The sequence below is a fragment of the Enterococcus sp. AMC1086 genome, from assembly GCF_058216575.1.
Map to the genome: position 1 here is coordinate 1,714,818 of NZ_CM177100.1, position 22,837 is coordinate 1,737,654.

Annotated in this window: 24 protein-coding genes; 3 read left to right on the top strand and 21 right to left on the bottom strand. The window is 36.4% G+C overall.

Features of this window, described 5'->3' with window-relative positions:
• Positions 1-106: 106 nt before the first annotated feature.
• Positions 107-532 (bottom strand): CoA-binding protein, encoded by a 426-nt coding sequence (locus AC4BC4_RS07990; RefSeq protein WP_438755990.1) that lies wholly within the window; start codon positions 530-532, stop codon positions 107-109.
• Positions 533-648: 116 nt separating this feature from the next.
• Here AC4BC4_RS07990 and plsY point away from each other — a divergent pair, with 116 nt between their 5' ends.
• On the top strand, positions 649-1,281 hold the full coding sequence (gene plsY / locus AC4BC4_RS07995; RefSeq protein WP_490475303.1) for a glycerol-3-phosphate 1-O-acyltransferase PlsY: 633 nt from the start codon (positions 649-651) through the stop codon (positions 1,279-1,281).
• 44 nt (positions 1,282-1,325) lie between these two features.
• Here plsY and AC4BC4_RS08000 read toward each other — a convergent pair whose 3' ends face one another.
• From AC4BC4_RS08000 to AC4BC4_RS08080, 17 genes are all read right to left on the bottom strand, one after another.
• Positions 1,326-2,201, bottom strand: a complete 876-nt coding sequence (locus AC4BC4_RS08000; RefSeq protein WP_490475304.1) for an aldose 1-epimerase family protein — start codon at positions 2,199-2,201, stop codon at positions 1,326-1,328.
• Positions 2,202-2,213: 12 nt separating this feature from the next.
• Positions 2,214-3,005, bottom strand: a complete 792-nt coding sequence (gene codY, locus AC4BC4_RS08005) for a GTP-sensing pleiotropic transcriptional regulator CodY (protein WP_438755987.1) — start codon at positions 3,003-3,005, stop codon at positions 2,214-2,216.
• 183 nt (positions 3,006-3,188) lie between these two features.
• Positions 3,189-4,592 carry an ATP-dependent protease ATPase subunit HslU gene (gene hslU / locus AC4BC4_RS08010; RefSeq protein ID WP_490475305.1) on the bottom strand — a complete coding sequence of 468 codons (1,404 nt, stop codon included), beginning with the start codon at positions 4,590-4,592 and terminating at the stop codon, positions 3,189-3,191.
• Positions 4,593-4,607: 15 nt separating this feature from the next.
• Positions 4,608-5,156: an HslVU peptidase proteolytic subunit gene (hslV, locus tag AC4BC4_RS08015; RefSeq protein WP_438755985.1), complete on the bottom strand. Its 549-nt coding sequence runs from the start codon at positions 5,154-5,156 to the stop codon at positions 4,608-4,610.
• Positions 5,157-5,296: 140 nt separating this feature from the next.
• Positions 5,297-6,196, bottom strand: a complete 900-nt coding sequence (gene xerC, locus AC4BC4_RS08020) for a tyrosine recombinase XerC (RefSeq protein ID WP_438755984.1) — start codon at positions 6,194-6,196, stop codon at positions 5,297-5,299.
• A 229-nt stretch (positions 6,197-6,425) separates the two neighbouring features.
• Positions 6,426-7,751 (bottom strand): FADH(2)-oxidizing methylenetetrahydrofolate--tRNA-(uracil(54)-C(5))-methyltransferase TrmFO, encoded by a 1,326-nt coding sequence (gene trmFO / locus AC4BC4_RS08025; RefSeq protein WP_490475306.1) that lies wholly within the window; start codon positions 7,749-7,751, stop codon positions 6,426-6,428.
• 56 nt (positions 7,752-7,807) lie between these two features.
• Positions 7,808-9,886, bottom strand: a complete 2,079-nt coding sequence (topA, locus tag AC4BC4_RS08030) for a type I DNA topoisomerase (protein ID WP_438755982.1) — start codon at positions 9,884-9,886, stop codon at positions 7,808-7,810.
• Positions 9,887-10,006: 120 nt separating this feature from the next.
• Entirely contained in the window at positions 10,007-10,888 is an 882-nt protein-coding gene (gene dprA, locus AC4BC4_RS08035; RefSeq protein ID WP_490475307.1) for a DNA-processing protein DprA, read from the bottom strand.
• Positions 10,889-10,956: 68 nt separating this feature from the next.
• Complete coding sequence (gene rnhB, locus AC4BC4_RS08040) at positions 10,957-11,724, bottom strand: ribonuclease HII (RefSeq protein WP_490475308.1); 768 nt, start codon at positions 11,722-11,724, stop codon at positions 10,957-10,959.
• On the bottom strand, positions 11,714-12,577 hold the full coding sequence (gene ylqF / locus AC4BC4_RS08045; protein WP_490475309.1) for a ribosome biogenesis GTPase YlqF: 864 nt from the start codon (positions 12,575-12,577) through the stop codon (positions 11,714-11,716). Before ylqF ends, rnhB begins: the two co-directional genes overlap by 11 nt.
• A gap of 8 nt (positions 12,578-12,585) precedes the next feature.
• Positions 12,586-13,140 (bottom strand): signal peptidase I, encoded by a 555-nt coding sequence (lepB, locus tag AC4BC4_RS08050; protein WP_438755977.1) that lies wholly within the window; start codon positions 13,138-13,140, stop codon positions 12,586-12,588.
• Between the two features lie 140 nt (positions 13,141-13,280).
• Positions 13,281-14,726, bottom strand: coding sequence for a S41 family peptidase (locus AC4BC4_RS08055; RefSeq protein WP_490475310.1), 1,446 nt, complete (start codon positions 14,724-14,726; stop codon positions 13,281-13,283).
• A 96-nt stretch (positions 14,727-14,822) separates the two neighbouring features.
• A complete protein-coding gene (locus tag AC4BC4_RS08060; RefSeq protein ID WP_490475311.1) occupies positions 14,823-15,041 on the bottom strand; it encodes a YozE family protein in 219 nt (72 codons plus the stop codon).
• A gap of 4 nt (positions 15,042-15,045) precedes the next feature.
• Positions 15,046-15,555 carry a peptide-methionine (S)-S-oxide reductase MsrA gene (msrA, locus tag AC4BC4_RS08065; protein WP_490475312.1) on the bottom strand — a complete coding sequence of 170 codons (510 nt, stop codon included), beginning with the start codon at positions 15,553-15,555 and terminating at the stop codon, positions 15,046-15,048.
• The gene (locus AC4BC4_RS08070; protein ID WP_490475313.1) at positions 15,552-16,238 is read right to left on the bottom strand and encodes a YpmS family protein; all 687 of its coding nucleotides are present in this window, start codon (positions 16,236-16,238) and stop codon (positions 15,552-15,554) included. The genes msrA and AC4BC4_RS08070 overlap by 4 nt, the downstream gene beginning before the upstream one ends.
• A gap of 5 nt (positions 16,239-16,243) precedes the next feature.
• The gene (locus tag AC4BC4_RS08075; protein WP_490475314.1) at positions 16,244-17,140 is read right to left on the bottom strand and encodes an SGNH/GDSL hydrolase family protein; all 897 of its coding nucleotides are present in this window, start codon (positions 17,138-17,140) and stop codon (positions 16,244-16,246) included.
• 230 nt (positions 17,141-17,370) lie between these two features.
• Positions 17,371-18,213: a DegV family protein gene (locus AC4BC4_RS08080; RefSeq protein WP_438755971.1), complete on the bottom strand. Its 843-nt coding sequence runs from the start codon at positions 18,211-18,213 to the stop codon at positions 17,371-17,373.
• A 130-nt stretch (positions 18,214-18,343) separates the two neighbouring features.
• Between AC4BC4_RS08080 and trhA the strand changes: the two genes are divergently transcribed.
• Both trhA and AC4BC4_RS08090 read left to right on the top strand, forming a co-directional pair.
• On the top strand, positions 18,344-18,997 hold the full coding sequence (gene trhA / locus AC4BC4_RS08085; RefSeq protein ID WP_438755970.1) for a PAQR family membrane homeostasis protein TrhA: 654 nt from the start codon (positions 18,344-18,346) through the stop codon (positions 18,995-18,997).
• Positions 18,998-19,157: 160 nt separating this feature from the next.
• Entirely contained in the window at positions 19,158-19,358 is a 201-nt protein-coding gene (locus AC4BC4_RS08090) for a hypothetical protein (protein ID WP_490475315.1), read from the top strand.
• Between the two features lie 55 nt (positions 19,359-19,413).
• On the opposite strand, the gene AC4BC4_RS08095 is transcribed toward AC4BC4_RS08090, so the two are convergent.
• The 3 genes from AC4BC4_RS08095 to AC4BC4_RS08105 all read right to left on the bottom strand — a co-directional run bounded on the left by AC4BC4_RS08095 (position 19,414) and on the right by AC4BC4_RS08105 (position 22,806).
• On the bottom strand, positions 19,414-19,926 hold the full coding sequence (locus AC4BC4_RS08095) for an adenine phosphoribosyltransferase (protein ID WP_438755968.1): 513 nt from the start codon (positions 19,924-19,926) through the stop codon (positions 19,414-19,416).
• Between the two features lie 3 nt (positions 19,927-19,929).
• Positions 19,930-22,242, bottom strand: a complete 2,313-nt coding sequence (gene recJ / locus AC4BC4_RS08100; RefSeq protein ID WP_490475316.1) for a single-stranded-DNA-specific exonuclease RecJ — start codon at positions 22,240-22,242, stop codon at positions 19,930-19,932.
• A gap of 123 nt (positions 22,243-22,365) precedes the next feature.
• A complete protein-coding gene (locus AC4BC4_RS08105) occupies positions 22,366-22,806 on the bottom strand; it encodes a LapA family protein (RefSeq protein ID WP_438755966.1) in 441 nt (146 codons plus the stop codon).
• Positions 22,807-22,837: the final 31 nt, after the last annotated feature.

Sequence of the window (22,837 nt, forward strand, 5' to 3'; positions counted from 1 at the left end):
CTTGAATTATAGGGCCAAAGGCCACATCATTACAATAATACTCTAAAAGCTCTCAAAAAAAAAGAGCTTTCCAAAACGGCCACTCTTTTCTTATGATACTTTACGTCTATTTAGGCATTTTAGCTAATTCAATTTTAATGCAACGATTCATTATAATAGCATTTCTTCCTGCCTTTTTCAACTTATCGTAAGCTTCCTGATTTTCTAACCCTAGTTGAGCCCAGAAAACTTTTGCATTTGTTTTTAAGAATTCATCTGCCACTTCTGGTAAAAATTCACTTCTACGGAAAATATCAACGATGTCGATTTGTCCTGGTATGTCTTGTAATTTCTCGTAGACTTTTTCACCAAGAATTTCTTGGCCGACTAAAGTTGGATTTACAGGAATGATTTCATAGCCGTATTCTTGCAGTAATTCAGCTATTTTATAGCTTGTCCGGTCTTCTTTGGCACTTAGTCCAACGACCGCGATTCGTTTTGCTTGTTTTAAGTAATCAATTATTTGTTCTTGTGATGGGTTTTCTATCGGCATTTTATTCATCCTTCCTTCTTTCTCTTAATTTCATTATACAACGAATAGATAATTATTGTTAGCTGTTTCTATTCATGATAGAATAAATGCTAGTTTGAACAGAAAGAGGTTACTTAATGAAATTCTTGGTGCTATTAATTATAGCTTATCTACTTGGTTCCATCCCTTCTGGCGTTTGGGTTGGAAAATTATTTTTTAAAAAAGACCTTCGGCAATTTGGTAGCGGTAATACAGGAACAACGAATACGTTTAGAGTTTTAGGAAAAAGAGCGGGTATAGTTGTTTTATTAATGGATATTTTAAAAGGAACATTAGCAACTTGTTTACCTCTGTTGTTTTCTTTGAATGTTAATCCTTTAGTTTTTGGGGTTGCCGCAGTTTTGGGTCATACATTTCCGATCTTTGCCAAATTTAAAGGAGGAAAAGCTGTTGCCACAAGTGCAGGGATGATATTGGCATACAATCCAGAATTTTTTGTTTATTCTGCCTTGATTTTTATTATTATATTATACATTACCAGTATGGTTAGTTTGACCAGTATGATCAGTGCTGTACTTATTACGCTTTCAACGGTTATTTTACCGTTTTCTATCCCTGCTATTCTTCCTAAATTTGATTGGTTATTAACAACAATTGCTTTAGCTTTGACTGTTTTTATTTTTATTCGTCACAAAGATAATATAAAAAGAATCAAAGATGGTACTGAAAGTCGTGTACCATTTGGTTTAGGTGCTAAAAAAGAAAAATAAAAAAACTAGGATCCGAAGCAGCATAAGCTTCGGATCCTAGTTTTTTATTTAGTAGTAAGTGTATAGTGTGTTTTAAAAATATCTGCTGCTGTTAATTTGTTGATCCCTTTTTTATCAACAAGATTTCCTGTTGCATGTACTTCGTCAGCAATGCCGCACCAAGGTTCGATGCAAACGAATGGTGCTTCTTGTGGATAAGGAGACCATATACCAACGTAAGGCATATCCGTATAACTTAAACTAATACTATGAGGTCCTTCATCCGTTTCAATCATAAAAGCGTTTAGACCTTTCGTTTCAAAAATAATTGCGTCGTCTTTGAATAATTCTCTGCGAATAGCAAGACTAGTATTGGTTTGACCTAGTGTTTTATGCTCAAAATCTGCCAAAGGACCTACTAACGGGATCTGAGTGCGCGATTTTTTTGGTGAAAAACTTAAATAATAATCATCAAATGTCAATTCTGGTTCTAATGGAACATTAAAGGCAGGATGACCACCGATTGAAAAGTACATATCACTTGTACCTGTATTTTCAATTTGATAGTGAACGACTAAATTATTTTCTTCTAATGCATAAGAAAGAATCAATTCAAAATCAAATGGATATACTTTTTTTGTCTCTTTATTACTTTTTAGTGACAACGAAACTAGTTCAGAAGCATGTTCGATCACTTCAAAAAGGCTATCTCTAGCAAATCCATGTTGACTCATTGGATAGGTCTGATTTTCATAGGTGTATTGATCGTCTTTTAAACGACCAACAATCGGAAATAACACTGGAGCATGTCGTCCCCAAAATGCTGGGTCTCCTTGCCAAATGTACTCAATATTATTTTCCTTTGATTTCAAGCTCACAAGTTCAGCGCCATCTTCAGCAATTGTCGCAATCAGAAATTCATTTTCGATTTGTACAGTCATCGTTATTCCCCCCTACTTGTTATCTTTTTCCAATTCTTTAATAAACTGTTTGTTCAAAACTTTCAGATACGTCCCTTTCATTCCCAAGGATCTAGATTCAATGATACCGGCAGATTCTAATTTTCTTAATGCATTTACGATTACTGAGCGGGTAATCCCGATTTCATCGGCAATACTTGAAGCCGTTAATCTACCTTCTTCACCATCTAATGCTTTAAAAATTGCCTGGACCGCTTTCAATTCGCTGTAGGACAAAGTATTGATTGCCATTTGTACGGCAGTTGCACTACGAACATTAGCTTCGATATTTCTTGATTGTTGATAAAGTATCTGCATCCCAACAACAGTGGCGCTGTATTCCGCTAATACCAAATCTTCATCATCAAATGATTGCTCAACTCTTGCTAAAATAATCGTTCCTAAACGTTCACCAGCACCAAACATTGGCACGATCGTTGTTAGACCAAAGGGATATTTTTCACGTAGTTCGACAGGAAATGCAGTCAAATCACTAGTGATTGAAATGTTCGCTTCTGTTTTATTCAAGTTGTCTGCAGCGTCAGTATAACTTTGAGGAAAGCGCTTTTCTTCAAACATATGTTTTACACGTGCATTATTAACGTCAAGTTTTTCATTATACCCTAACAAAACCCCTTCGTTACTGATAATATAAGCATTACTATCTAAGACGTCACCTAAAATCACTGCCATCTTGTCGTAAGGCAATTCGGCTTTTTGATCAAAGGTGTTTTTTTGTTGCAAAAGCTTATTGATTTGACGGGTTTTTTCTAATAAAGTAGTCATTTTTACTCCTCCTAATTTAAAAACTAAAAGAGCTCGTTCAGCCTTGAAAGGGAAATAGAAAAAATTACTAAGACAACTGTTATCTCATTTATTTTTTATCTTTTTCCCAAAAGGCTAGCTCTTTAAGCTGGATATACGTGGTAAGAACAGTCCGCATTACATCGATCTTGCATCTAGATGATCCTAAAGAATATAGCGACTTAAATCTTCATTTTGTACAATACTATTTAGTTTTTCATTCACATACGCTTCTGTAATCGTAATTTCACCCATCTGCATATCAGGCGCTTCAAATAATAAATCTTCCAATAAACGCTCTAAAATAGTATGCAGGCGACGGGCTCCGATATTATCCGTATCTCTGTTCACGTTAAAGGCAATATTCGCAATTCTTTCGATGGCTTCTTTTGTAAAAATCACCGTAACATTTTCCGTACCAATCAAAGCAATGTATTGCTTGATCAAAGCATTATTTGGCTCAGTTAAGATTCTTATGAAGTCTTCTGCAGTTAAATCATCTAGCTCAACGCGAATTGGGAAACGACCTTGTAATTCAGGAATCAAATCACTTGGTTTAGACAAGTGAAAGGCACCTGATGCGATAAATAAGATGTGATCCGTTTGAATCGAACCGTATTTTGTATTGACTTGTGAGCCTTCAACGATAGGTAAAATATCACGTTGTACACCTTCACGTGAAACTTCACCTGAATTTTGCTGACTCTTTGAGGTAATTTTATCAAATTCATCAATAAAAATGATTCCACTGCTTTCAGCTAAACGAATAGCTTCGCTATGAATATCTGCCTCTTTAACGATTTTGGCAGATTCTTCTTTTACTAATAGCTCCTGAGCTTCTTTTACTGTAACGGTGCGTTCAACCTTTTTCTTAGGTGATAATGCACCTAATGTTTCATTCAAATCGATACCCATTTGTTCCATGCCATTATTCATAGCAGGCATTGTTTTTTTAGGTTCTTCTATTTCGATCGTTACTTCACGATTGTCTAGAAGGCCTTTTTCTAGCTGTTCCAGAATCGTTTTACGATTAATTTTGATTTCTTCGGTGACATCTTCTTGTGTTTCTTGTGGCTGCTGGGCACTATTGAACATTTGCATCATTTGCTCAAACTGATTATTGGATGTTTGTTTTTGTTCTTTTTTAATGCCAGGTACAAGCACTTTGACTAGACGGTTATTGGCTTTTTTCAGGGCTTGGGAGTAAACGCGGCTATATTGTTTTTTTTCAACGATTTGAATCGATTGTTCTACTAAATCACGAACCATTGATTCTACATCGCGACCAACATATCCTACTTCTGTAAATTTAGTCGCTTCTACTTTAATAAAAGGAGCATTGACGATTTTTGCCAAACGTCTAGCAATCTCTGTCTTCCCTACTCCAGTAGGACCAATCATTAACATATTTTTAGGTGTGACATCTTGCTGCATTTTTTCTTCAAGTTGTAAACGACGGTATCTATTTCTCAAGGCAACTGCGACAGATTTTTTTGCGGTTTCTTGTCCAATAATATATTCATCTAGTTCTTTAACGATTTCTCTTGGTGTTTTGTTTAGTTCGTTCATGGTCATATCCCCCATTTATAATTCTTCTACAATAATATTGTGATTTGTAAAGACACAAATATCGGCAGCGATACTCAACGCATTTTTAGCGATTTCTTTAGCAGACATTTCTTTGTCTCCGTAATGCTTCATCGCACGAGCTGCAGACAGGGCAAAGTTACCACCTGAACCAATTGCTAAAATACCATCATCTGGAGTGATTACTTCACCCGTTCCAGAAACTAGCAACATTTCTTTATCATTCATCACGATCAGCATAGCTTCTAGTTTTTGCATAGATTGCTGCGTTCGCCATTCTTGTGCTAATTCAACTGCCGCTCTCGTTAGATTGCCATTGTATTCATTTAGTTTACCTTCAAATTTTTCTTCCAGTGTAAAAGCATCTGCGACACTTCCTGCAAAACCAACAACCACTTCGTCATTATAAATTCTACGGACTTTTTTAGCTGTTCCTTTCATAACAACAGATTCTCCCATTGTTACTTGACCGTCACCAGCCATTGCAAATTTCCCATCTTTTTCAACAGCACAGATTGTTGTTGAATGAAATTGTGATTCAACCATTGTTATTCCTCCTGATTTAAAAGCACAGCGGGCTTGTTCAGCTCTGTTAGAAAACTAGGAAAATATGAGGGTGGCGCTTTTTTCAATAATCCTATTTTTTCTGAAGAGTTAGCCCGTGAAGCTAGATAATATTTCCTACGTTATGCACGAGGATGAAATGTTCGATAATTTTTTTGCAAGCTTTCTTTTGTTACATGAGCGTAAATCTGTGTGGTGGATAAGTCAGAGTGACCCAATAGTTCCTGAACAGTACGCATATCTGCACCATTATTTAGTAAATGTGTTGCAAACGTATGCCGTAACATATGAGGATGGATATCACTACTCAATGTACTTTTTTTGATAAGTTGATTCAAAATATACTCAACGCCTGTTGGAGTAAGCTGTTCACCATGATGATTAACAAAAACAAAAGTATGCTCTTGATGGTATTTTTCCATTAAAACAGCTCGTCCTTTATCTAAATATTCTTTGAGTGCATCTGAAGCAAAAGAACCAAAAGGTACATACCGATCTTTATTTCCTTTTCCATGAATCAATAATACATTTGTAGAAAAATCAATTGACTCTACTGTTAGGTTTGTACATTCACTTACCCGAATACCGGTGCCATAAAGGATTTCTAGTAATGCTTGATTTCTGAAATCTAAAGGTTTTGTTCCTGTAGCACTTTCAAATAAAGCGTCCATTTCCTTTTCATAAAAGAAACGAGGAAGTCTCAACTGCTTTTTCTTCATGTGGACATAAGAAAAAGGATTTTCTTTGATTACTTCATTTTTAAGTAAGAATTGATAGAACGATCGTAAACTAGCAATTTTTCTACTAATAGAATTTCGACTGTATTCTTTATCATAGAGAAAACTTAGGTAGGTACGAATATCTAAATGGTCAACACTTAAATAATTAGCTTCACCTGAATCCTTTAAAAAATCAAAAAAATTATGCATATCTTCTTCATAAGCAATTTTGGTTTTTATAGAATAGCCACGTTCAACAATCAAATAGTTTAAAAATAGCTCTGACCAATTTTTCTCATGCATAGATCTTCCTCCAATAAATTACAAAGTAACTTTAGCATACCCATTTTGAAAAGACAAATGAATTGTCAGAATTTAATCAATATTTTCAAATTAGGTAACAATTTATTCATATTTAGCTTTAAATACGCATAAATTATAAGCGTAATTTAATCTATTATTCCAACCTTAAAAAAAAGAGGAAGAGAAAAACTAAAAAAATAGTTTTTCTCTTCCTTTAAATCGGGCTACTTTAATTATTTTGTTCTACAAGATCAAACTCTTGTGTTACTTCAGCTAATGTCGTAAGCGCTCTGTCAGCGATTGCTTCATAGCGTTCTTTTTTGTCTCTAATTCTCTCTGGTAGCTCAGGGAATAAACCAAAATTAGCATTCATTGGTTGAAAATGTTTGCCTTCTGCATGCGTAATATAGTAAGCCATACTTCCTAGAGCAGTTTCTCTTGGGAAAACAATCATTTCCTCCCCTTTTGCCAAACGTGCAGCATTCATTCCAGCGAGCAAACCACTAGCAGCGCTTTCTACATAGCCTTCAACGCCGGTCATTTGACCTGCAAAAAAAAGATTCTCTCTTTTTTGTGATTGGTATGTTGGTTTCAATAATTCTGGGGAGTTCATAAAACTATTGCGATGCATCACACCATAACGGACAAATTCAGCATTTTCTAATCCTGGGATCATCTGGAAGACACGCTTTTGTTCTCCCCATTTTAGATGTGTTTGGAAACCGACCAAGTTGTACAACGAAGCTGCCGCGTTATCTTGGCGTAATTGGATTACCGCATAAGGACGTTTACCCGTCTTAGGATCTTCCAATCCAACCGGTTTTAAAGGACCAAATAACATCGTTTTGATACCACGTTTAGCCATTACCTCGATCGGCATACATCCTTCAAAGAATTTCTCTTTTTCAAATGTCTTTAAAGGAACAACTTCAGCTGAAATCAATGCTTCGTAAAATGCGTTGAACTCTTCTTCAGTCATTGGACAATTTAAGTAGGCCGCCTCGCCTTTGTTGTAGCGAGATTTCAAGTAAACTTTATCCATATCTATCGTAGCTTTGTCAACGATGGGAGCTGCTGCATCATAGAAATAAAAACCATCTGAGCCATTAAACTCTTTGATTTGTTCAGCCAATGATTCTGAAGTTAGTGGTCCTGTTGCGATAATCACGATTCCTTCAGGGATTGCTGTAATTTCTTCATTTTTTACAGTGATAAGTGGATGATTTTTTATTTTATCTGTGATTTCTTGTGAAAATGTATCACGATCAACAGCTAAAGCACCTCCCGCTGGTACAGCAGTTTTATCTGCGCTGTGGATAATGATTGAATCTAAACGACGCATTTCTTCTTTTAACACACCAACAGCATTTGTTAAATTGTTTCCTCTTAATGAATTTGAACAAACTAACTCAGCAAAATTTTCTGTTTGATGTGCTGGTGTATTTTTTACAGGGCGCATTTCATAGAGTGTCACTGGAACGCCAGCTTGTGCAACTTGCCAAGCTGCCTCGCTACCTGCTAAACCTGCCCCTATAACTGTTACAGAAGTAGTCATATATTTCCTCTTTTCTTCAAAAAACCAACGAGATTTCCCGCTGGTCTTTAAATTTCTTATTTTTGAACGTTTTCTTCATAGTCGCCATTAATACAAACGACTTGTTTTCCACCTTTAACTTTTTTCTCAACAAGATATTGACCACATTTTGGACATGGGCGTCCGATTGGTTTGTCCCAAGATGTAAAGTCACAATCTGGATAGCGGCTACAACCATAGAATAATCGATTCTTTTTAGATTTACGCTCTATGACTTGACCTTCATTACAGACTGGACAAGTAACACCGATCTCTTTTACGATTGCCTTGGTATTGCGACATTCGGGGAAATTACTACAAGCATAAAACTTACCGTAACGGCCTAACTTGATTACCATTGGATGACCACATAAATCACAATCGAATCCCGCAGGTTCATCTTTGATTTGGATTTTTTCGATTTTTTCTTCAGCATTTGTCAGCTCTTTTTCAAATGGTTGATAGAAACGGTCGACAACTTCTACCCATTTTTCCTGACCGAGACCGATCTTATCCAAATCGCCTTCCATTGAAGCAGTGAAATGAACATCCACAATTTGTGGGAAGAATTCAACGATCAATGAGTTGACAATTTCACCCAACTCAGTTGGTTCAAATCGTTTATTGGTTAGTTTAACATAATATCGTCTTTGGATAGTTTCTAACGTTGGCGCATAGGTTGATGGACGTCCTACGCCATTTTCTTCTAGAGCCCGAATCAAGGTTGCTTCACTAAATCTTGCTGGTGGCTGAGTGAAGTGCTGTTTTGGTTCGATATCCAACGCATTAACTTTATCACCTTCAGCTAAATCTGGTAAGATATTTTCTTTATCTTCTTTTCCATCATCTCGACCTTCGACATATACTTGCATAAAGCCTTTGAATTTCACTTTCGCGCCATTCGCAATGAAAATCACGCCATTTTGTTCCAAAGTTACTTTCATTGTATCCAAGACAGCAGGTGTCATTTGACTTGCAACTAGACGGGACCAAATCAGGGTATAAAGTTTTAATTGGTCTTTATCTAAATACTGTTTGATTTCGTTTGGAGCACGCATCACACTAGAAGGACGGATCGCTTCGTGAGCATCTTGGGCTCCTTGAGCATTTTTAACTTTACGTCCGCCATGTGCTGAGAACTCACTACCATACGTTTTTTCAATATATTCAGCTACTTCAGCTTTTGCTGAATCAGCTATTCTGGTAGAGTCAGTACGCATGTAGGTAATCAAGCCCACAGTTCCTTGTTTCCCCAATGCAATACCTTCATAAAGTTGTTGTGCAACCATCATGGTTTTTCTCGTTCTAAAATTTAATTTTCTAGCGGCTTCTTGTTGCAGGCTACTTGTTGTAAAAGGCAATGCTGGATTTCTCTTGCGTTCTTTCTTCTCAACTTTTGTTACATCGTATTCTTTCCCTTTGATCCGTGTCGTGACTTCTTTTACGGCTTCAGCATTTGGTAATTTTTTCTTTTTGCCGTCTAGCCCCCAGAAGTTGGCTTTAAATTTTTTCTTTGCTTTTTGGAAGTTACCATCTATACTCCAATATTCTTCAGGAATAAATTTGCGAATATCATTTTCACGATCGATGATGATTTTTAGCGCAACAGATTGAACGCGACCAGCACTCAATCCTTTTTTTACTTTACGCCATAGAATAGGGCTCAATGAATAGCCTACTAAACGGTCTAAAATACGACGTGCTTGTTGTGCATCAACTAAGTCTAAATTGATCGTACGCGGTTCTTTAAAAGCTGATTTTACGGCTTCTTTGGTGATTTCATTAAACACAACGCGATTCTTATCTTTCAAATCTAAGCCAAGAAGGAAAGACAAATGCCAAGCAATGGCCTCTCCCTCTCGGTCCGGATCGGCTGCTAGATAAACTTTTTCAGCTTTTTTAGCTGCAGCTTTTAAACTTTTGATTACATCACCTTTACCTCGAATTGAGATATAGTGTGGTTCATAATTATTTTCAGTATCAACACCCATTTTACTTTTGGGTAAATCTCGAATATGCCCAACGCTGGCAACAACCTTATAATTTTTTCCTAAATATTTTTCAATCGTTTTGGCTTTAGCAGGTGATTCTACAATAACTAGATATTTATACGCCATTCAACGTGAGGCTCCTTTCGGTTTTTGTGTTTCTTCTATTATATGTATCAAAATGTAGAGAACGCACAAATCGTACTTCATCATATCTATTCATCACAAGTTTGTCAAGGATTGATACAGTTAAATCGAAAAAAGTTGAATTTCTTCTAGGATATCTTGGGGGCAAATTGTGCATTTTGCCCCCTCTTGAATAAGGCCATGACAACCATCAGACTGGGCATCGAATACATTGCCAGGTACTGCAAAAACGTCACGTCCATATTCTAATGCAGCTTGAGCTGTGATCAATGAGCCACTCCTTTTTCGTGCTTCAATTACGCACGTTCCTAAACTTATTCCGGCAATAATTCGATTTCTCATTGGAAAATGGTATTTTCTGGGGCCAACACCGTTAGGATATTCACTGATGACGAGTTGTTCTTCCATCATCATTCGTTGGATATGAGCAGTCTCCTTAGGGTAACAAATATCAAGCCCGGTTCCAATGACACCAATGGTATTCCCGTTATTTTGCATAGTAACTTGGTGACTAACACTATCGATCCCTTTAGCTAATCCACTGACAATAGTGAAGTTATTACGAATCATTTCTGGAATCAATTGTCGGACAACATTTATGCCATAGACAGAAGCAGCTCTTGCTCCGATGAAAGACAGACAATTTTTTTCTAAAAGCTTGATATTGCCTTTATAGAATAACAATGTGGGACAATTATAAATTTGTTTTAAGTAGTAAGGATAAACAGGATCCAAAATTGTAATAAACGTGTGCTGCTCTTGGTATTCTTTTAATTTTTCTGATTCGCATGTCCAGTGATCCCATGACTGAGAAAATAATTTTTGGTATGTTGTAATTCCAGCAATTTGGATTATTTCTTCTTTTGAAAAATCGGTACTGTCATTGTATTTCATTGAAAAATCTAAGACTTTCAATATGCCTAAATTGCCGATCCCATTGCAAACTGTCAATTTAAAGAGTAGATCTCGTTGTTTATCTGCCATAAAAAAACCTTCTTTCACTAATACTTGTTATAGTAAGTATTCGCAAAAAAAGGTGTTTTTTATTTTTATTAAAACATATCTTTGATTGGAGCGAACGTTTTTCTATGAATTGTACAGATTCCTTGTTGTTTCAACCCCAGTAAATGCTCTTTTGTACCGTAACCAGCGTTGTTTTCAAATCCATATCCTGGATACATTTTAGCGTAGTCTTCCATCAGACGATCACGAATCACTTTGGCAATGATACTTGCTGCCGCAATCGATATAGAGCGTGCATCGCCTTTGATAATGCTTTCTTGAGGAATCTTAACATCGAGCTTCATTGCATCAATCAATAAATAATCGGGCATAAAACAAAGATCTTCCAGTGCTATGCTCATCGCCAGTTTTGATGCTTGATAAATATTGATTTCATCGATTTTGTTGTGATCTACCATACCAACGCCGATCGAGAGGGCTTGATTTTGGATTTCGTCATAAAGCGCATCTCTTTTTTTGGCTGATAATTTTTTAGAATCATTCACTCCGAGAAGTTGAAAATTGTCAGGGAGAATGACTGCCGCCGCAACAACTGGGCCAGCTAGTGGACCACGCCCGACTTCATCAATGCCTGCGATGAAACGATGCCCTTTGATACGTGCATTATTTTCAAATTGCTGCATTTCTTCAAATAACGCTAACTCTTTTTCGTGACGCTGAATTCTTCTATCCCATTTTGCCAACGCTTGCTGAACACCGCTACGTTCGTCTGCTTGCCATAACTGGATTCTTTTGTCATCTCTTTTGTCAATGGTATTTAAAGCTGCTTTAATTTGTTGAATTGAGTCACTTTTCATCTTTTGTTGCTCCTAATTCTTCCCAACGATCTAAAGTATAGGGTCCCAATCTACTGCTACGGATTTCCTGAATGATCATTTCGCTTGCCCGATCATAATCATCACGAAATCCACGTTTTTGACTGATTAACATCAAAAGTTCTGCACCTGGCAAAAATGTCTCTTCTTGCGTTAATTTATAACGTTCAACCAAACGTTCTGGATAAAAACGTGAAAAAAATGTCAATCCATAAATCGCTAAATCATCTAAATGCAGAAGTTGATCTTTTATTGCGCCAGTCAAAGCTAATTTTTTCCCGATTTCCTGATCCTCAAATTTCGGCCACAAGATTCCAGGTGTATCCAACAGCTCTAAATCAGATCCAGAACGCAGCCACTGTTGGCCTTTTGTCACCCCAGGTTTATTACCTGTTTGCGCGATTTTTTTTCCGACTAAACGATTCATCAATGTAGATTTCCCAACGTTTGGAATACCAATGCACATCGCTCGGATAGCCCGTGGTTTCACTCCTTTTGAGCGTTCACGATCAAGTTTTTCTTTTAATGCTTTTTTCGCTTCAGGAACGATTTTATTAATGCCTTTATTCTGCTGTGCATTAATGATTAATGTATGATAGCCTTTTTCCTGAAAATAATGCTGCCATTTCTGATTTTGTTCTTTATCAGCTAAATCCCCTTTATTGAGTAGGATCAAGCGAGGCTTTTGCTGAACTATTTGATCCATCATTGGATTTCTAGATGAAAGGGGCAGTCTTGCATCGACCAATTCAAAAACAATGTCGACATATTTGATTTTTTCAGATACTTCTCTTCTAGCTTTGGCCATGTGTCCAGGAAACCATTGTATTGTCATTTTATCACCTATCTTGGTATGAATTTCATGTGCGTTATTGGGTAGTAAACAAATTGTGCTTTTCCTAAAATATACTTACTTTCAACAGCCCCAAACGAACGGCTATCTTTTGACATTCGTCGATTATCACCCAACACAAAATAACTGTCTTTGGGTAAGATATCTTTCGTAGTCAGATCACTTAAATTAAAATTAGTTGTGTAAGGAGCTGTCTCGTGATCTTTTTTTATATTTTTTTCTAAAAAAGGTTCTTCTATTGGTTTTTCATTTATATACAGCTGATCATCTTCATACCGAATAGCTTCTCCGGGTAGTCCGATCACTCGTTTAATATAAATTTCTCCATTTGGTAATTTGAAAACGACTACGTCAAAGCGCTTGACTGATGAAAATTTTTCCATCACAATCATGTCACCTTGACTAAGTGTTTTTTCCATTGAATTCCCATCGACAGGAACTGGAATTAAAATAAAACCTCTTAGTATAAATAACAACACTAAGGAAGGAACGAGTATTTTTATGAAAAAAATAAAATAGCCAATATAAGATTTTCGTTTTTCCACTATTTCCGCTCCCTTTTTCATACTGATTCTATTATAAAGGAAAGACACTAGAAAAAGCGACTAATTTAAAGGAAAAATGAATATCTTGTTAGTAAAACGTAAAATTGGTGTGAAAAGGTTATTTTTCACACCAACTACTTCTACTTTTTATTATTTTCTGTTTGAAGTTCTTTTATACCTGTTTCATATGCATGATCATTATCTTTTATTTTTTTGCCGATCTCTACTTCGATCTGAGTAGCTGTTTCATTGTCTACTTCTCCTGTGGCTGGAAGATCATTTTCTGTTTGTATGGTACTGACTGCTGCTTGCGTTTGTTCTGTAAAATCACTACTGTCAGCGTTGACTTCATAGCCTAGCGCTTTTAATAAGGCATTGACATTTTTTACAACAGGCGAAGAATCTCCTATTTTTAGCGTTTTGTCCCTTGAAATTGGTGATAAATACGCAAAGTCTGGATAGTCAGCTTTGATTGTTGGTTCTAATCCTTTTTCATGGATCCATTTGCCATCGGGTGTTAGCCATTTAAGCACGGTTAATTTTATTTCACTTTTATCATTCAAGTTTTTGACAGTTTGAACGGTTCCTTTACCAAATGTTTTTGTTCCAATGATTTTTTTATTGCCAGATTCTTTTAGAGCTGCCGCAAATATTTCAGAGGCGCTGGCACTGCCCTCGTCGACTAGAACAACTGTCGGCTCTGTTACTTTAAAACCTCCATCTAAATCACTAGAGGCGATATCTTCACTTGTATTACCATTTTTGTCCTCAAATTTGACGATTGTTTTTCCATCTTCTAGGAACATACTAGCCATCTTCTCAACTTGATCAAGTAATCCCCCAGGATTTTGGCGCAAATCGATCACAAAAGATTTCGCCCCTTCTTTTCTTAATTTTTTGATCGTTTCTTGCAATTCTTCGTATGTGTTTCCGCTAAAAGAAGTGATCTTGATAGAACCGATTGAAGGGTCTTTTTTGTCTAACTCACCTTTTACAGTCTCAATTGGAATCGTATCTCGGATAAGTTTTAATTCAAAGGTTTCTTCGCCTCGTTTGATTGTCAAACGGACTTCTGTCCCTTTTTTTCCACGTATTTTGCTGACAACTTCAGAAAGGGTCTTGCCTTTCGTTTCTTCATCATCTACTTTTAAAAAGACATCATTGGCCTTGATCCCTGCTTTCGCTGCTGGAGAGCCTTCGATTGGCGCTTGAGCGACAGTTGGAAGGTCGTCTATCATGGTCATTGTTGCACCGATTCCTTCGAAACTACCTGTAAGACTCTGATCTAATTCATCTGCTTCTGGTTCATTGAGGTAACTTGAATACGGATCGTCCAAAGCTTCTGTCATCCCTTTTAGTGCCCCGTCAACTAATTTTTGTTCATCTACTTTACCTACGTAATTATTGACGATTTCATTATATAAATTATCGACCTCTTTTAGCTCACTGTTTTGAGCTGGGTTATCAGCTAGTTGTTTTTTGTATTGATAGTCGAAATAAATATAACCGCTACCTCCTGCTAAAAAAGCAACACAAAGAATCGAAATAATATATTGATGAAAAGGTACTTGTTTTTTGTTTTTCATACTTGTCATCTCTTTCTGTAAAATTATCATTGCATATTTTTCAGTTTACCATGAAAAAAAAAGAAGGAAAAGCTTTCTTTGCCTTTCCTGTTTCTTTTATTTATTGTTTTCTAGGTATTTTTCCCATAAGTCATCAAAAATGTGCATATTTGTTAAGTAATCAGCATTCATTTCTAGGTAAGATGATACTTCATGGTAATCTTCAGACTGTTTAGGAAACTGAATATCTTTAGCAGCGTCATTTGCAAATTGGCTTTCCTCAGTTTTCTTAGGTGCTCTCAATGTCATTAAATAATGATAAAAACTTCTTCTCATACCTTCACCAATTCTTTTCTATAAAATTTGACCGCGTTGAATGTGCCTCTTCGTAGCGCTTAGGTTCTTTTTGATAAAAGTCTTGGTGATAATCTTCTGCAGGATAAAAAACAGCTGCAGGTTCTATTTTTGTAACGACAGGCTCACTGAAACGTCCACTTTCTTGTAAAGCTTGTCGACTTTTTTCTGCAATTTTTTTCTGTTCCTCACTTGTATAAAAGATTACTGGACGATAGTTATCCCCTCGATCTTCAAACTGACCTAAAGCATCAGTTGGATCTGTCTGATGCCAATAAATCTCAACTAATTTCTCATAAGACATGATTGCTGGATCAAATTCGATCTCAACGGCTTCGGTGTGACCTGTCGTATGACTCAGCACTTGTTCGTACGTTGGGTCAACAACATGTCCGCCTGTGTAACCAGACGTTACCGAGTGGATACCTGGCTGTGTGTCAAATGGCTGGATCATGCACCAAAAACAGCCGCCGGCAAAAATCGCTTTTTCCCTCAATTTGACTCCTCCTTCTTGTCATTGCTATCTTTTGGCAAATAAATATTCATACGGATGTCATCGTCAACTAAATTTATTTTTTCAGCACGAATAAACAAGCCATTTTGCATTCTAAATTGATCTAAACGAAGTAAAATAGTGCTGTCATCTGGATTGACTTCTACCCAATTTGGTAATTTATAATCTCTTTTGACAAATTTCAAAATCTCTTTCATCGGTAATCCTAAGGTACCAATAGATAAACTTTTGGCTTTTAGTTGCACATTCCCATCATCCATTACGTATGGATCAAAATAAAGATAGAACTGAATTGGATGACCCAGAACTTTAAAGGTACCATTCAACATCGCTTCATTTTCTAAATAGAATTCATAGGTAATGTCTGATCCTTTTTGGAAATCACTAAGATAAAAATCAATTAGTGCATTTATTTGTTTTTTCTTAGATTGAATTGCAATAACAGGTGTTCCGTCTTTTTCAACTAGCTCTGGAACAGGTTTATAGTTTGGTTCACGGATTTGAGTAACTCTTACAAAGACAAACGCTAGACTTCCGATGATCAGCGCAATCAAAACAATAAAAGCAACTTTCCAATGATTGATCGATTTTTTCACTTCAGGCGCATTTTTTTTTCGTTTGGTCACTTTTTTAACTTCTTCTTTTTTTTCTGATTCATTTTTCATTTATCTCACTCACTTCCTTTTTCAAGCCATTTATCTTGTTTTTTTACCATTTCGTTACGTACTGCACTTGCCATGATTTGATAGCCTAAATTATTGGGGTGAAAGTGATCTTCTTCGTATAATGCATTATTTTTGATATCTTGTTCTTCACTAGAAGTAGTCCCAGAAGCTATATCTTCACTGCTAACGATTCCTACCTCGTCCCCTTTTCCTTTGTAAAGTAAGTCATTGATTGGAATAAAATAGGCATTTTTTTCTGTGTTGACAATTTCTTGTGTACCATTATTCCAAGTATCCACTATCTCCTGCATTTCTGTGATATCAGGGAAATAAAGATAAAATGGATTATAAATCCCTAATACGTAGATCGGCGCATCAGCATTGTATTCACGGATTTCGGCAAATAATTTTTCTACTTCTTTTTGATAATTTTTTAAAGGTTTTTCAAATGATTTTTTCGTCAAACGGAAAATATCCCCTTTGATTACTTTCATTAAATCGTTCCCGCCCACTGTTAAAGTAATGACATCAGCTGAAGCTAAGCCTTCTTGAATTTCTTTATTTTTTTTGATCCGTTTGAGAATTTGATCGCTTCGGTCGCCGTTTTTACCAAAATTATCTATTTGAACACCATTTAAATTGTACTGTTCCTGCAAATCCTTCGCAACTAATGGGACAAAGCCGCCTGAACTAGTTGAATCACCTATCCCTTCAGTTAATGAATCGCCGATTGCCGTATAGTGAATGACTTCTTTTGTTTCACTTTTAGCTTTTTGCAGTGCGCCAGTGCCTAAAATTGGTTTAGCTTTAGGAACAGCCACGATCAATAATAAAAATACGCCAATAATGGTAATAAAAAAGAGCGCAAAATTAGGCCAATTGTTTTTTAAAAATAGTTTCATTGTATTCCTTCCTTTGCTGTAAGTCACGAAAAATGTTCTGGTCTGAAGACTTATAAATTTGAGCGCTATTATCCTCTTTTGCAACACATGAGAACAGACTAATTCGTTGATACACAGTGTCTAAATTTTATTTTACTAAACTAAATTATCTCTAGTTTATGTCCATTTGTACAGTAAAATTCACAAAAACTATTATTAAAAAGAGCAGATCAGTTTGATCTGCTCAAAACTCAGTCTGTATAGTACATGATAGCAAAAGCACCTTTACCTGTATGTGTTGCGATCACAGGATTTGTATGTAATACAGGAATATCCATATCAGGAAACAATGCTTGTAGTCCTTCTTTAAATCCATTCGCTAATTCTAACCCATCTGCATGAGAAATACCGATTTGTCGAACATTGGATAACGTACTCAACTCATGTTTTAGCTCATCAAACCATTTATTGAAAGTTTTCATGCCTCGACCTTTAGCGACTGGTATCAGTTCTGTATGATCGAAATCCATGACGACTTTCATATTAAAAATACTGGACAATAATCCAGTTGCCCGGCTGATTCGGCCGCCCTTAACTAGATTATCTAATGTAGAAATTCCAATGAATAATTTTGTATTTTCTTTGACGTGATTGATTTCAGCTAAAATTTCTGGAACACTTGCTCCATTTTTAGCAAGTTTTGCAGCTTGAATTACCTGAAATGATAATCCTTGGTCAGTGAAATCACTATCGATTACCGTAACATTAGCAGAGCTTAGGTTTCCAGCTTGTCTTGCTGCTTCTACTGTCCCGCTCAAACCTTTTGTCATATGGATTGAAATCACTTCGCTACCATCAGCACCTAAGCGGTCATATAGTTCAACAAATTCGCCGATTGGCGGTTGGCTGGTCTTAGGCAATGCTTTTGCTGTACTCATCAATTCCATAAACTTTTCGCCTTCTAAATGATCGTCATCAGCGTACACTACACCGTCAATCATCACAGATAAAGGCATCATTTGAATAGCTAAATCATCGCGTACACTTTTCAGCATTGTGCAAGAAGAATCCGTCACAATTTTAACATTTGTCATAATTTTATCACTCTTTCTTTAAAAACAACCTCAATTCGTGGTAAAATACTTTTGAGGCTTAAATGTCTGTTTATATTATAACAGACAAAGAATTATTTTTCACCAAATTAAAATGAAGGAAGCTGATTTCTTGGAAAAAGTAAAATTTTCAAAAAAATATATGATTTTAAATGAAGTTCTTAATGCGGTAACTCACGGGATCGGGGCTGGATTAAGTATTGCAGGATTAGTGATTTTACTGGTTAAAGGTGCACATCTTGGTTCTGCGGTCCACGTTGTTTCCTATGCTATTTATGGTTCAACGCTGGTGCTCTTATTTTTAGCTTCGACTTTATTTCACAGTTTGATTTTTACTAGAGCGAAGAAAGTTTTCCAAGTTTTTGATCATAGTTCGATTTTTTTATTGATTGCTGGAAGTTATACGCCATTTTGTTTACTAAGTATCAAAGGCTGGCTTGGTTGGCTATTGTTCGTGCTTATCTGGGTGATGGCAATCAGTGGTGTCGTCTATAAATCCTTAACACTCCACAAACAAGAAACAGTAAAAAATGTATCGACCATCATTTATATTATTATGGGTTGGCTTTGTATAACTGCTGCAAAACCATTATATCATTCTTTAGGACCTACGGGAATCGCGTTATTAGTTGCAGGAGGTGTTTCATACACATTAGGAGCTGCATTTTATAGCTTAAAAAGTGTTCGTTTTATGCATGTGGTTTGGCATTTGTTTGTTATGTTGGGAGCAGGCTTCATGTTCTTTTCAATATTGCTTTATACTTAGAATAATACAAAATCCTTTATTTAAAGGTTTTAAGGTACTTCTTTTTTTGACTTGTCAAAAAGAAGTACCTTTTTTGTATTTATCTCTTTACAAACCGAACAAACATTCGTATAATGATTATACAAACGTTTGTTCGATAAAAATTATGAGGTGATTAAGAATGAAAGCAATTCGTCGTGGCGGGTTATTATTTGTTGTATTGATTATTGGTATTTTCTTAGGAACATTAGGGTTACAGTCCGCTTTACTTATTGTTAGCCCTCTATTCATTATATGGTTCATGTTATGGGATGAGAAAAGATACACCCATACAAGAAAAAAAAATGAACAGCAACATTATATCTATCGTAAATATCCATAGGACAAAATAAAAATGATCTCTACTCTGGATTTTATCCAAGGTAAAGATCATTTTTTTAATATTCCATCAATGTAACGATTTCATAGCCGTTAATTTTGTCACGTCCGTGTAAGTCCATCAATTCGATCAAAAATGCACAACCTACAACAATTCCGCCTAAAGACTCAATCAGCTCGATAGTCGCCTTGATTGTGCCGCCAGTTGCTAATAAATCATCACAGATCAATACTCGTTGCCCAGGGATTATCGCATCTTTGTGAAGCGTTAATGTATCCGAACCATATTCTAAATCATAGGTTACTTCTATTGTTTCACGAGGCAACTTGCCTTTTTTACGGACAGGAGCAAAACCAACACCTAGCTCGTATGCCACAGGACATCCTACGATAAAGCCACGTGCTTCAGGTCCTACGACCATGTCGATTCTTTTTTCTTTTGCATAATCAACGATTTGTTTTGTTGCTTCACGATACGCCTCCCCATTTGCCATCAATGGTGAGATATCTCTAAATATAACGCCTTTTTCTGGATAATCTGGAATACTAGCAATATAATCTTTTAAATCCATTTTTTATACTTCCTCCTCATTCCACAGCCATTGTTGTAATGTCTCACGATCGCTGTATAACAAAAACTCTTCTGTTTTAATTCTTTTTAAGCGAGTTTGATAGACCGTACTTTCCGTCAAAGGATGATTTTCAGGGTTCTCAACTTTTCTTAAAACACCGTTTTCTATTGTAACAAATCCTAGATCAAAAAACACCTGAATCATAAAAATTAATAACTTTTCTTGTATTTTTAAATGTTTAGCGACAACATTCAGTTTATAGCGAACATCTACTTGTTCCTGTTGTCTCACAAATTTGTATAGTTGGGCATATTGTTCTCTTGTTCCAGTTCCATTTAAATAGGCTTCTTCTTGAGAAATTCCCATCATATAGACACGCTCTATTTTTCCAACTTGTGTGATTTGTTTTAATAAATCGATATCGTCTGGACAGTCAACAAAAACGAGTTGTTCGCTATTTGTTGCTTCGATCGTTGCTACTGCTTCAGGAATACTGGTAAACAAATGTTGCTGACTAGTTTGATCATCGATCAATTTTTGGCTATCTACATTAAAATAAACATATAGCGTATTTGCTGAAGGTATTTCTTTTTGGCGAGCATTTTTCCCTCGTAGATCGAATAACTGAACGCCATCAACTGAAAAATCGCTGACCATTAGTTGCGGTTTTTTATTTCCATTCCACTCATTGATCGACAATTGCCCTGCTATATTGGTCGTTCCCTGCCCGAATTCATCGACTTGGTTGCCCATTTGAAAGGCAATGGCATCTAATTTAGTACTGCCTTGGCTTATTTGGAATTTAAGATGACTTTTATCTGCTCCGATTTGACGGCTTTGTTCGACTGAGACATCTTCAAATAAGAAATTAGGTACGGGATTATCTGTACCTAAAGGAGCAAGAATTTTTAATTGCTGAATAAATGAAATCGTTGCTTCTTCAACTTTTAATGACTCATCTATCAAGAGTTCTTGTCCTTGAGACAAATCGATTTGATTTGTCTCTAGATAATGGATCAGATGTTGTTTTACTTTAGCGATATTGACCACAGGCAACGTCATACCAGCAGCCATATGATGACCACCAAAATGTGTAAATTCTTCACGAATTTCACTTAATGCATCAAACAAATTCAAAGCTGAGACGCTTCGGCCAGAACCTTTAGCTGATTCGTTGTTTTCATCGATCGTAAGCACGATCGTCGGTTTCCCTGTATCTTGCATGATTCTGCCAGCAACGATCCCAAGAACCCCTTCGTGCCACCCCTGCTTTGCAACAATATGGATAGAATCAGTGGGGTCAATAAGTTCAAAAGCTTCTTTAGTGATCTTAGCCACGATTTCTTTTCGTTCATCATTTTGGCTATTGATATACGTTGCGATTCGCTCTGCTTCTTCTTCATCAAATGTTGTCATCAGTTCCACACCTGGAGTCGCATCACCTAATCTACCTAATGCATTCAATCGTGGTGCGATCGTAAAACCAATATTTTCCTCACTAATGGCTTCTTTTTTTAGTTCAGCTGAGTGGATCAAACTATCTAAGCCGATTCTTTCACCATTTTGAATCATTTCCAGTCCCATTTTGACAAGTACTCGATTTTCATCTGTTAGTGAAACTAAATCAGCAATTGTACCGATCGCTACTAAATCAAGAAATTCAGCAGGCAATTCTCCTAATAAAGCAGTTGCAACTTTAAAAGCCACTCCCACTCCAGCTAATTCTCCAAAGGGATAATGACCTTGTGGATGTTTCGGATGAATGATCGAAAACGCCTTTGGTAATTCTGGAGGCAATTCATGATGATCTGTTACGATGACATCGATCCCTTGCTCCATGGCATAGTTGATAGCTTCATTCCCTGCAACTCCATTGTCAACAGTAATAATTAATTGGACACCATTTTCAATTTGTTCTTTAAAGACAGCTAGATTAGGTCCATAACCGTGAATGAATCGATTCGGCAAGAAGTACTCCACTTCCCCGCCAATCAGCTCGATTGCTTCTTTCATAACCGTGGTACTTGTAATACCATCTGCATCATAATCCCCGTAAACCACTATTTTTTCACCTTGGGCTACAGCATCTTGGATTCTTGTTACTGTTTTTTCCATATCATGCATTAAAAAAGGATCATAAAGATTGTCTATTGTAGGGCGCAAAAACGTTTCTAGCGCTTCTTTTGACTGAATACCACGATGCCATAAAATCTGGCCCAATAAGGGATTGATTTGTTCATTGGTTAGTATATTTGAAAATTCTTCAGGCAAATCACTCTTTTCTCGTAATTGCCATGTATATTTTGCTTTTTTCACGACGTCACTCCTAACCAGATAATTATATCAAATAGCGCAAGAAAACTAAAGAAAGTATCCTAAAAATCAACAAATTAAAAAGCAAAGATAAACGGTTTATGCTTTACCTTTGCTTTTTTAGTGTTATATTTTTTCTTCGCCGCTTCTTGGTTTAGTAAAATGATCGACACGACTGCCCACAGACTCCGTATCAGCACTTGGCGTGATAGGCGCAGCAGCTGCTACAGCATCATATTTCGCTTGTAGTTCAGCCAGCTGATTTTCGTATGTTCTTTTTACTTTTTCAATTTCGTCTTGTGCTAATTTATCTGCATCTGTTTTATATACTTCAATTTCGCTCTGTAACTCTTTCACTTGTTTTTTCTGTTTCAACAATGTAGTTGTCGACGTTAGTAAGCCGATTAGTGCGCCGAGAATCGCAGATCCTAGAATAATAAGGATCAGCGGACCGGTAATTTTCGTAAACCCGAAATTGACTGGTACTGTTTGACTATTTAACACTGCAAAAATAACAACGATCAAAACTAAAATAAGGCCGATAACGACACGCCATTGATTTTTCATATTTGATTTCCCCCTCATGTAAGTAAACGCT

Excerpts from the sequence above, each read along its gene's own strand:
- AC4BC4_RS07990 (WP_438755990.1), bottom strand. The coding sequence starts at position 532 with ATGCCGATAGAAAACCCATCACAAGAACAAATAATTGATTACTTAAAA.
- plsY (WP_490475303.1), top strand. The coding sequence starts at position 649 with ATGAAATTCTTGGTGCTATTAATTATAGCTTATCTACTTGGTTCCATC.
- AC4BC4_RS08000 (WP_490475304.1), bottom strand. The coding sequence starts at position 2,201 with ATGACTGTACAAATCGAAAATGAATTTCTGATTGCGACAATTGCTGAA.
- codY (WP_438755987.1), bottom strand. The coding sequence starts at position 3,005 with ATGACTACTTTATTAGAAAAAACCCGTCAAATCAATAAGCTTTTGCAA.
- hslU (WP_490475305.1), bottom strand. The coding sequence starts at position 4,592 with ATGAACGAACTAAACAAAACACCAAGAGAAATCGTTAAAGAACTAGAT.
- hslV (WP_438755985.1), bottom strand. The coding sequence starts at position 5,156 with ATGGTTGAATCACAATTTCATTCAACAACAATCTGTGCTGTTGAAAAA.
- xerC (WP_438755984.1), bottom strand. The coding sequence starts at position 6,196 with ATGCATGAGAAAAATTGGTCAGAGCTATTTTTAAACTATTTGATTGTT.
- trmFO (WP_490475306.1), bottom strand. The coding sequence starts at position 7,751 with ATGACTACTTCTGTAACAGTTATAGGGGCAGGTTTAGCAGGTAGCGAG.
- topA (WP_438755982.1), bottom strand. The coding sequence starts at position 9,886 with ATGGCGTATAAATATCTAGTTATTGTAGAATCACCTGCTAAAGCCAAA.
- dprA (WP_490475307.1), bottom strand. The coding sequence starts at position 10,888 with ATGGCAGATAAACAACGAGATCTACTCTTTAAATTGACAGTTTGCAAT.
- rnhB (WP_490475308.1), bottom strand. The coding sequence starts at position 11,724 with ATGAAAAGTGACTCAATTCAACAAATTAAAGCAGCTTTAAATACCATT.
- ylqF (WP_490475309.1), bottom strand. The coding sequence starts at position 12,577 with ATGACAATACAATGGTTTCCTGGACACATGGCCAAAGCTAGAAGAGAA.
- AC4BC4_RS08055 (WP_490475310.1), bottom strand. The coding sequence starts at position 14,726 with ATGAAAAACAAAAAACAAGTACCTTTTCATCAATATATTATTTCGATT.
- AC4BC4_RS08060 (WP_490475311.1), bottom strand. The coding sequence starts at position 15,041 with ATGAGAAGAAGTTTTTATCATTATTTAATGACATTGAGAGCACCTAAG.
- AC4BC4_RS08070 (WP_490475313.1), bottom strand. The coding sequence starts at position 16,238 with ATGAAAAATGAATCAGAAAAAAAAGAAGAAGTTAAAAAAGTGACCAAA.
- AC4BC4_RS08075 (WP_490475314.1), bottom strand. The coding sequence starts at position 17,140 with ATGAAACTATTTTTAAAAAACAATTGGCCTAATTTTGCGCTCTTTTTT.
- AC4BC4_RS08080 (WP_438755971.1), bottom strand. The coding sequence starts at position 18,213 with ATGACAAATGTTAAAATTGTGACGGATTCTTCTTGCACAATGCTGAAA.
- AC4BC4_RS08090 (WP_490475315.1), top strand. The coding sequence starts at position 19,158 with ATGAAAGCAATTCGTCGTGGCGGGTTATTATTTGTTGTATTGATTATT.
- AC4BC4_RS08095 (WP_438755968.1), bottom strand. The coding sequence starts at position 19,926 with ATGGATTTAAAAGATTATATTGCTAGTATTCCAGATTATCCAGAAAAA.
- AC4BC4_RS08105 (WP_438755966.1), bottom strand. The coding sequence starts at position 22,806 with ATGAAAAATCAATGGCGTGTCGTTATCGGCCTTATTTTAGTTTTGATC.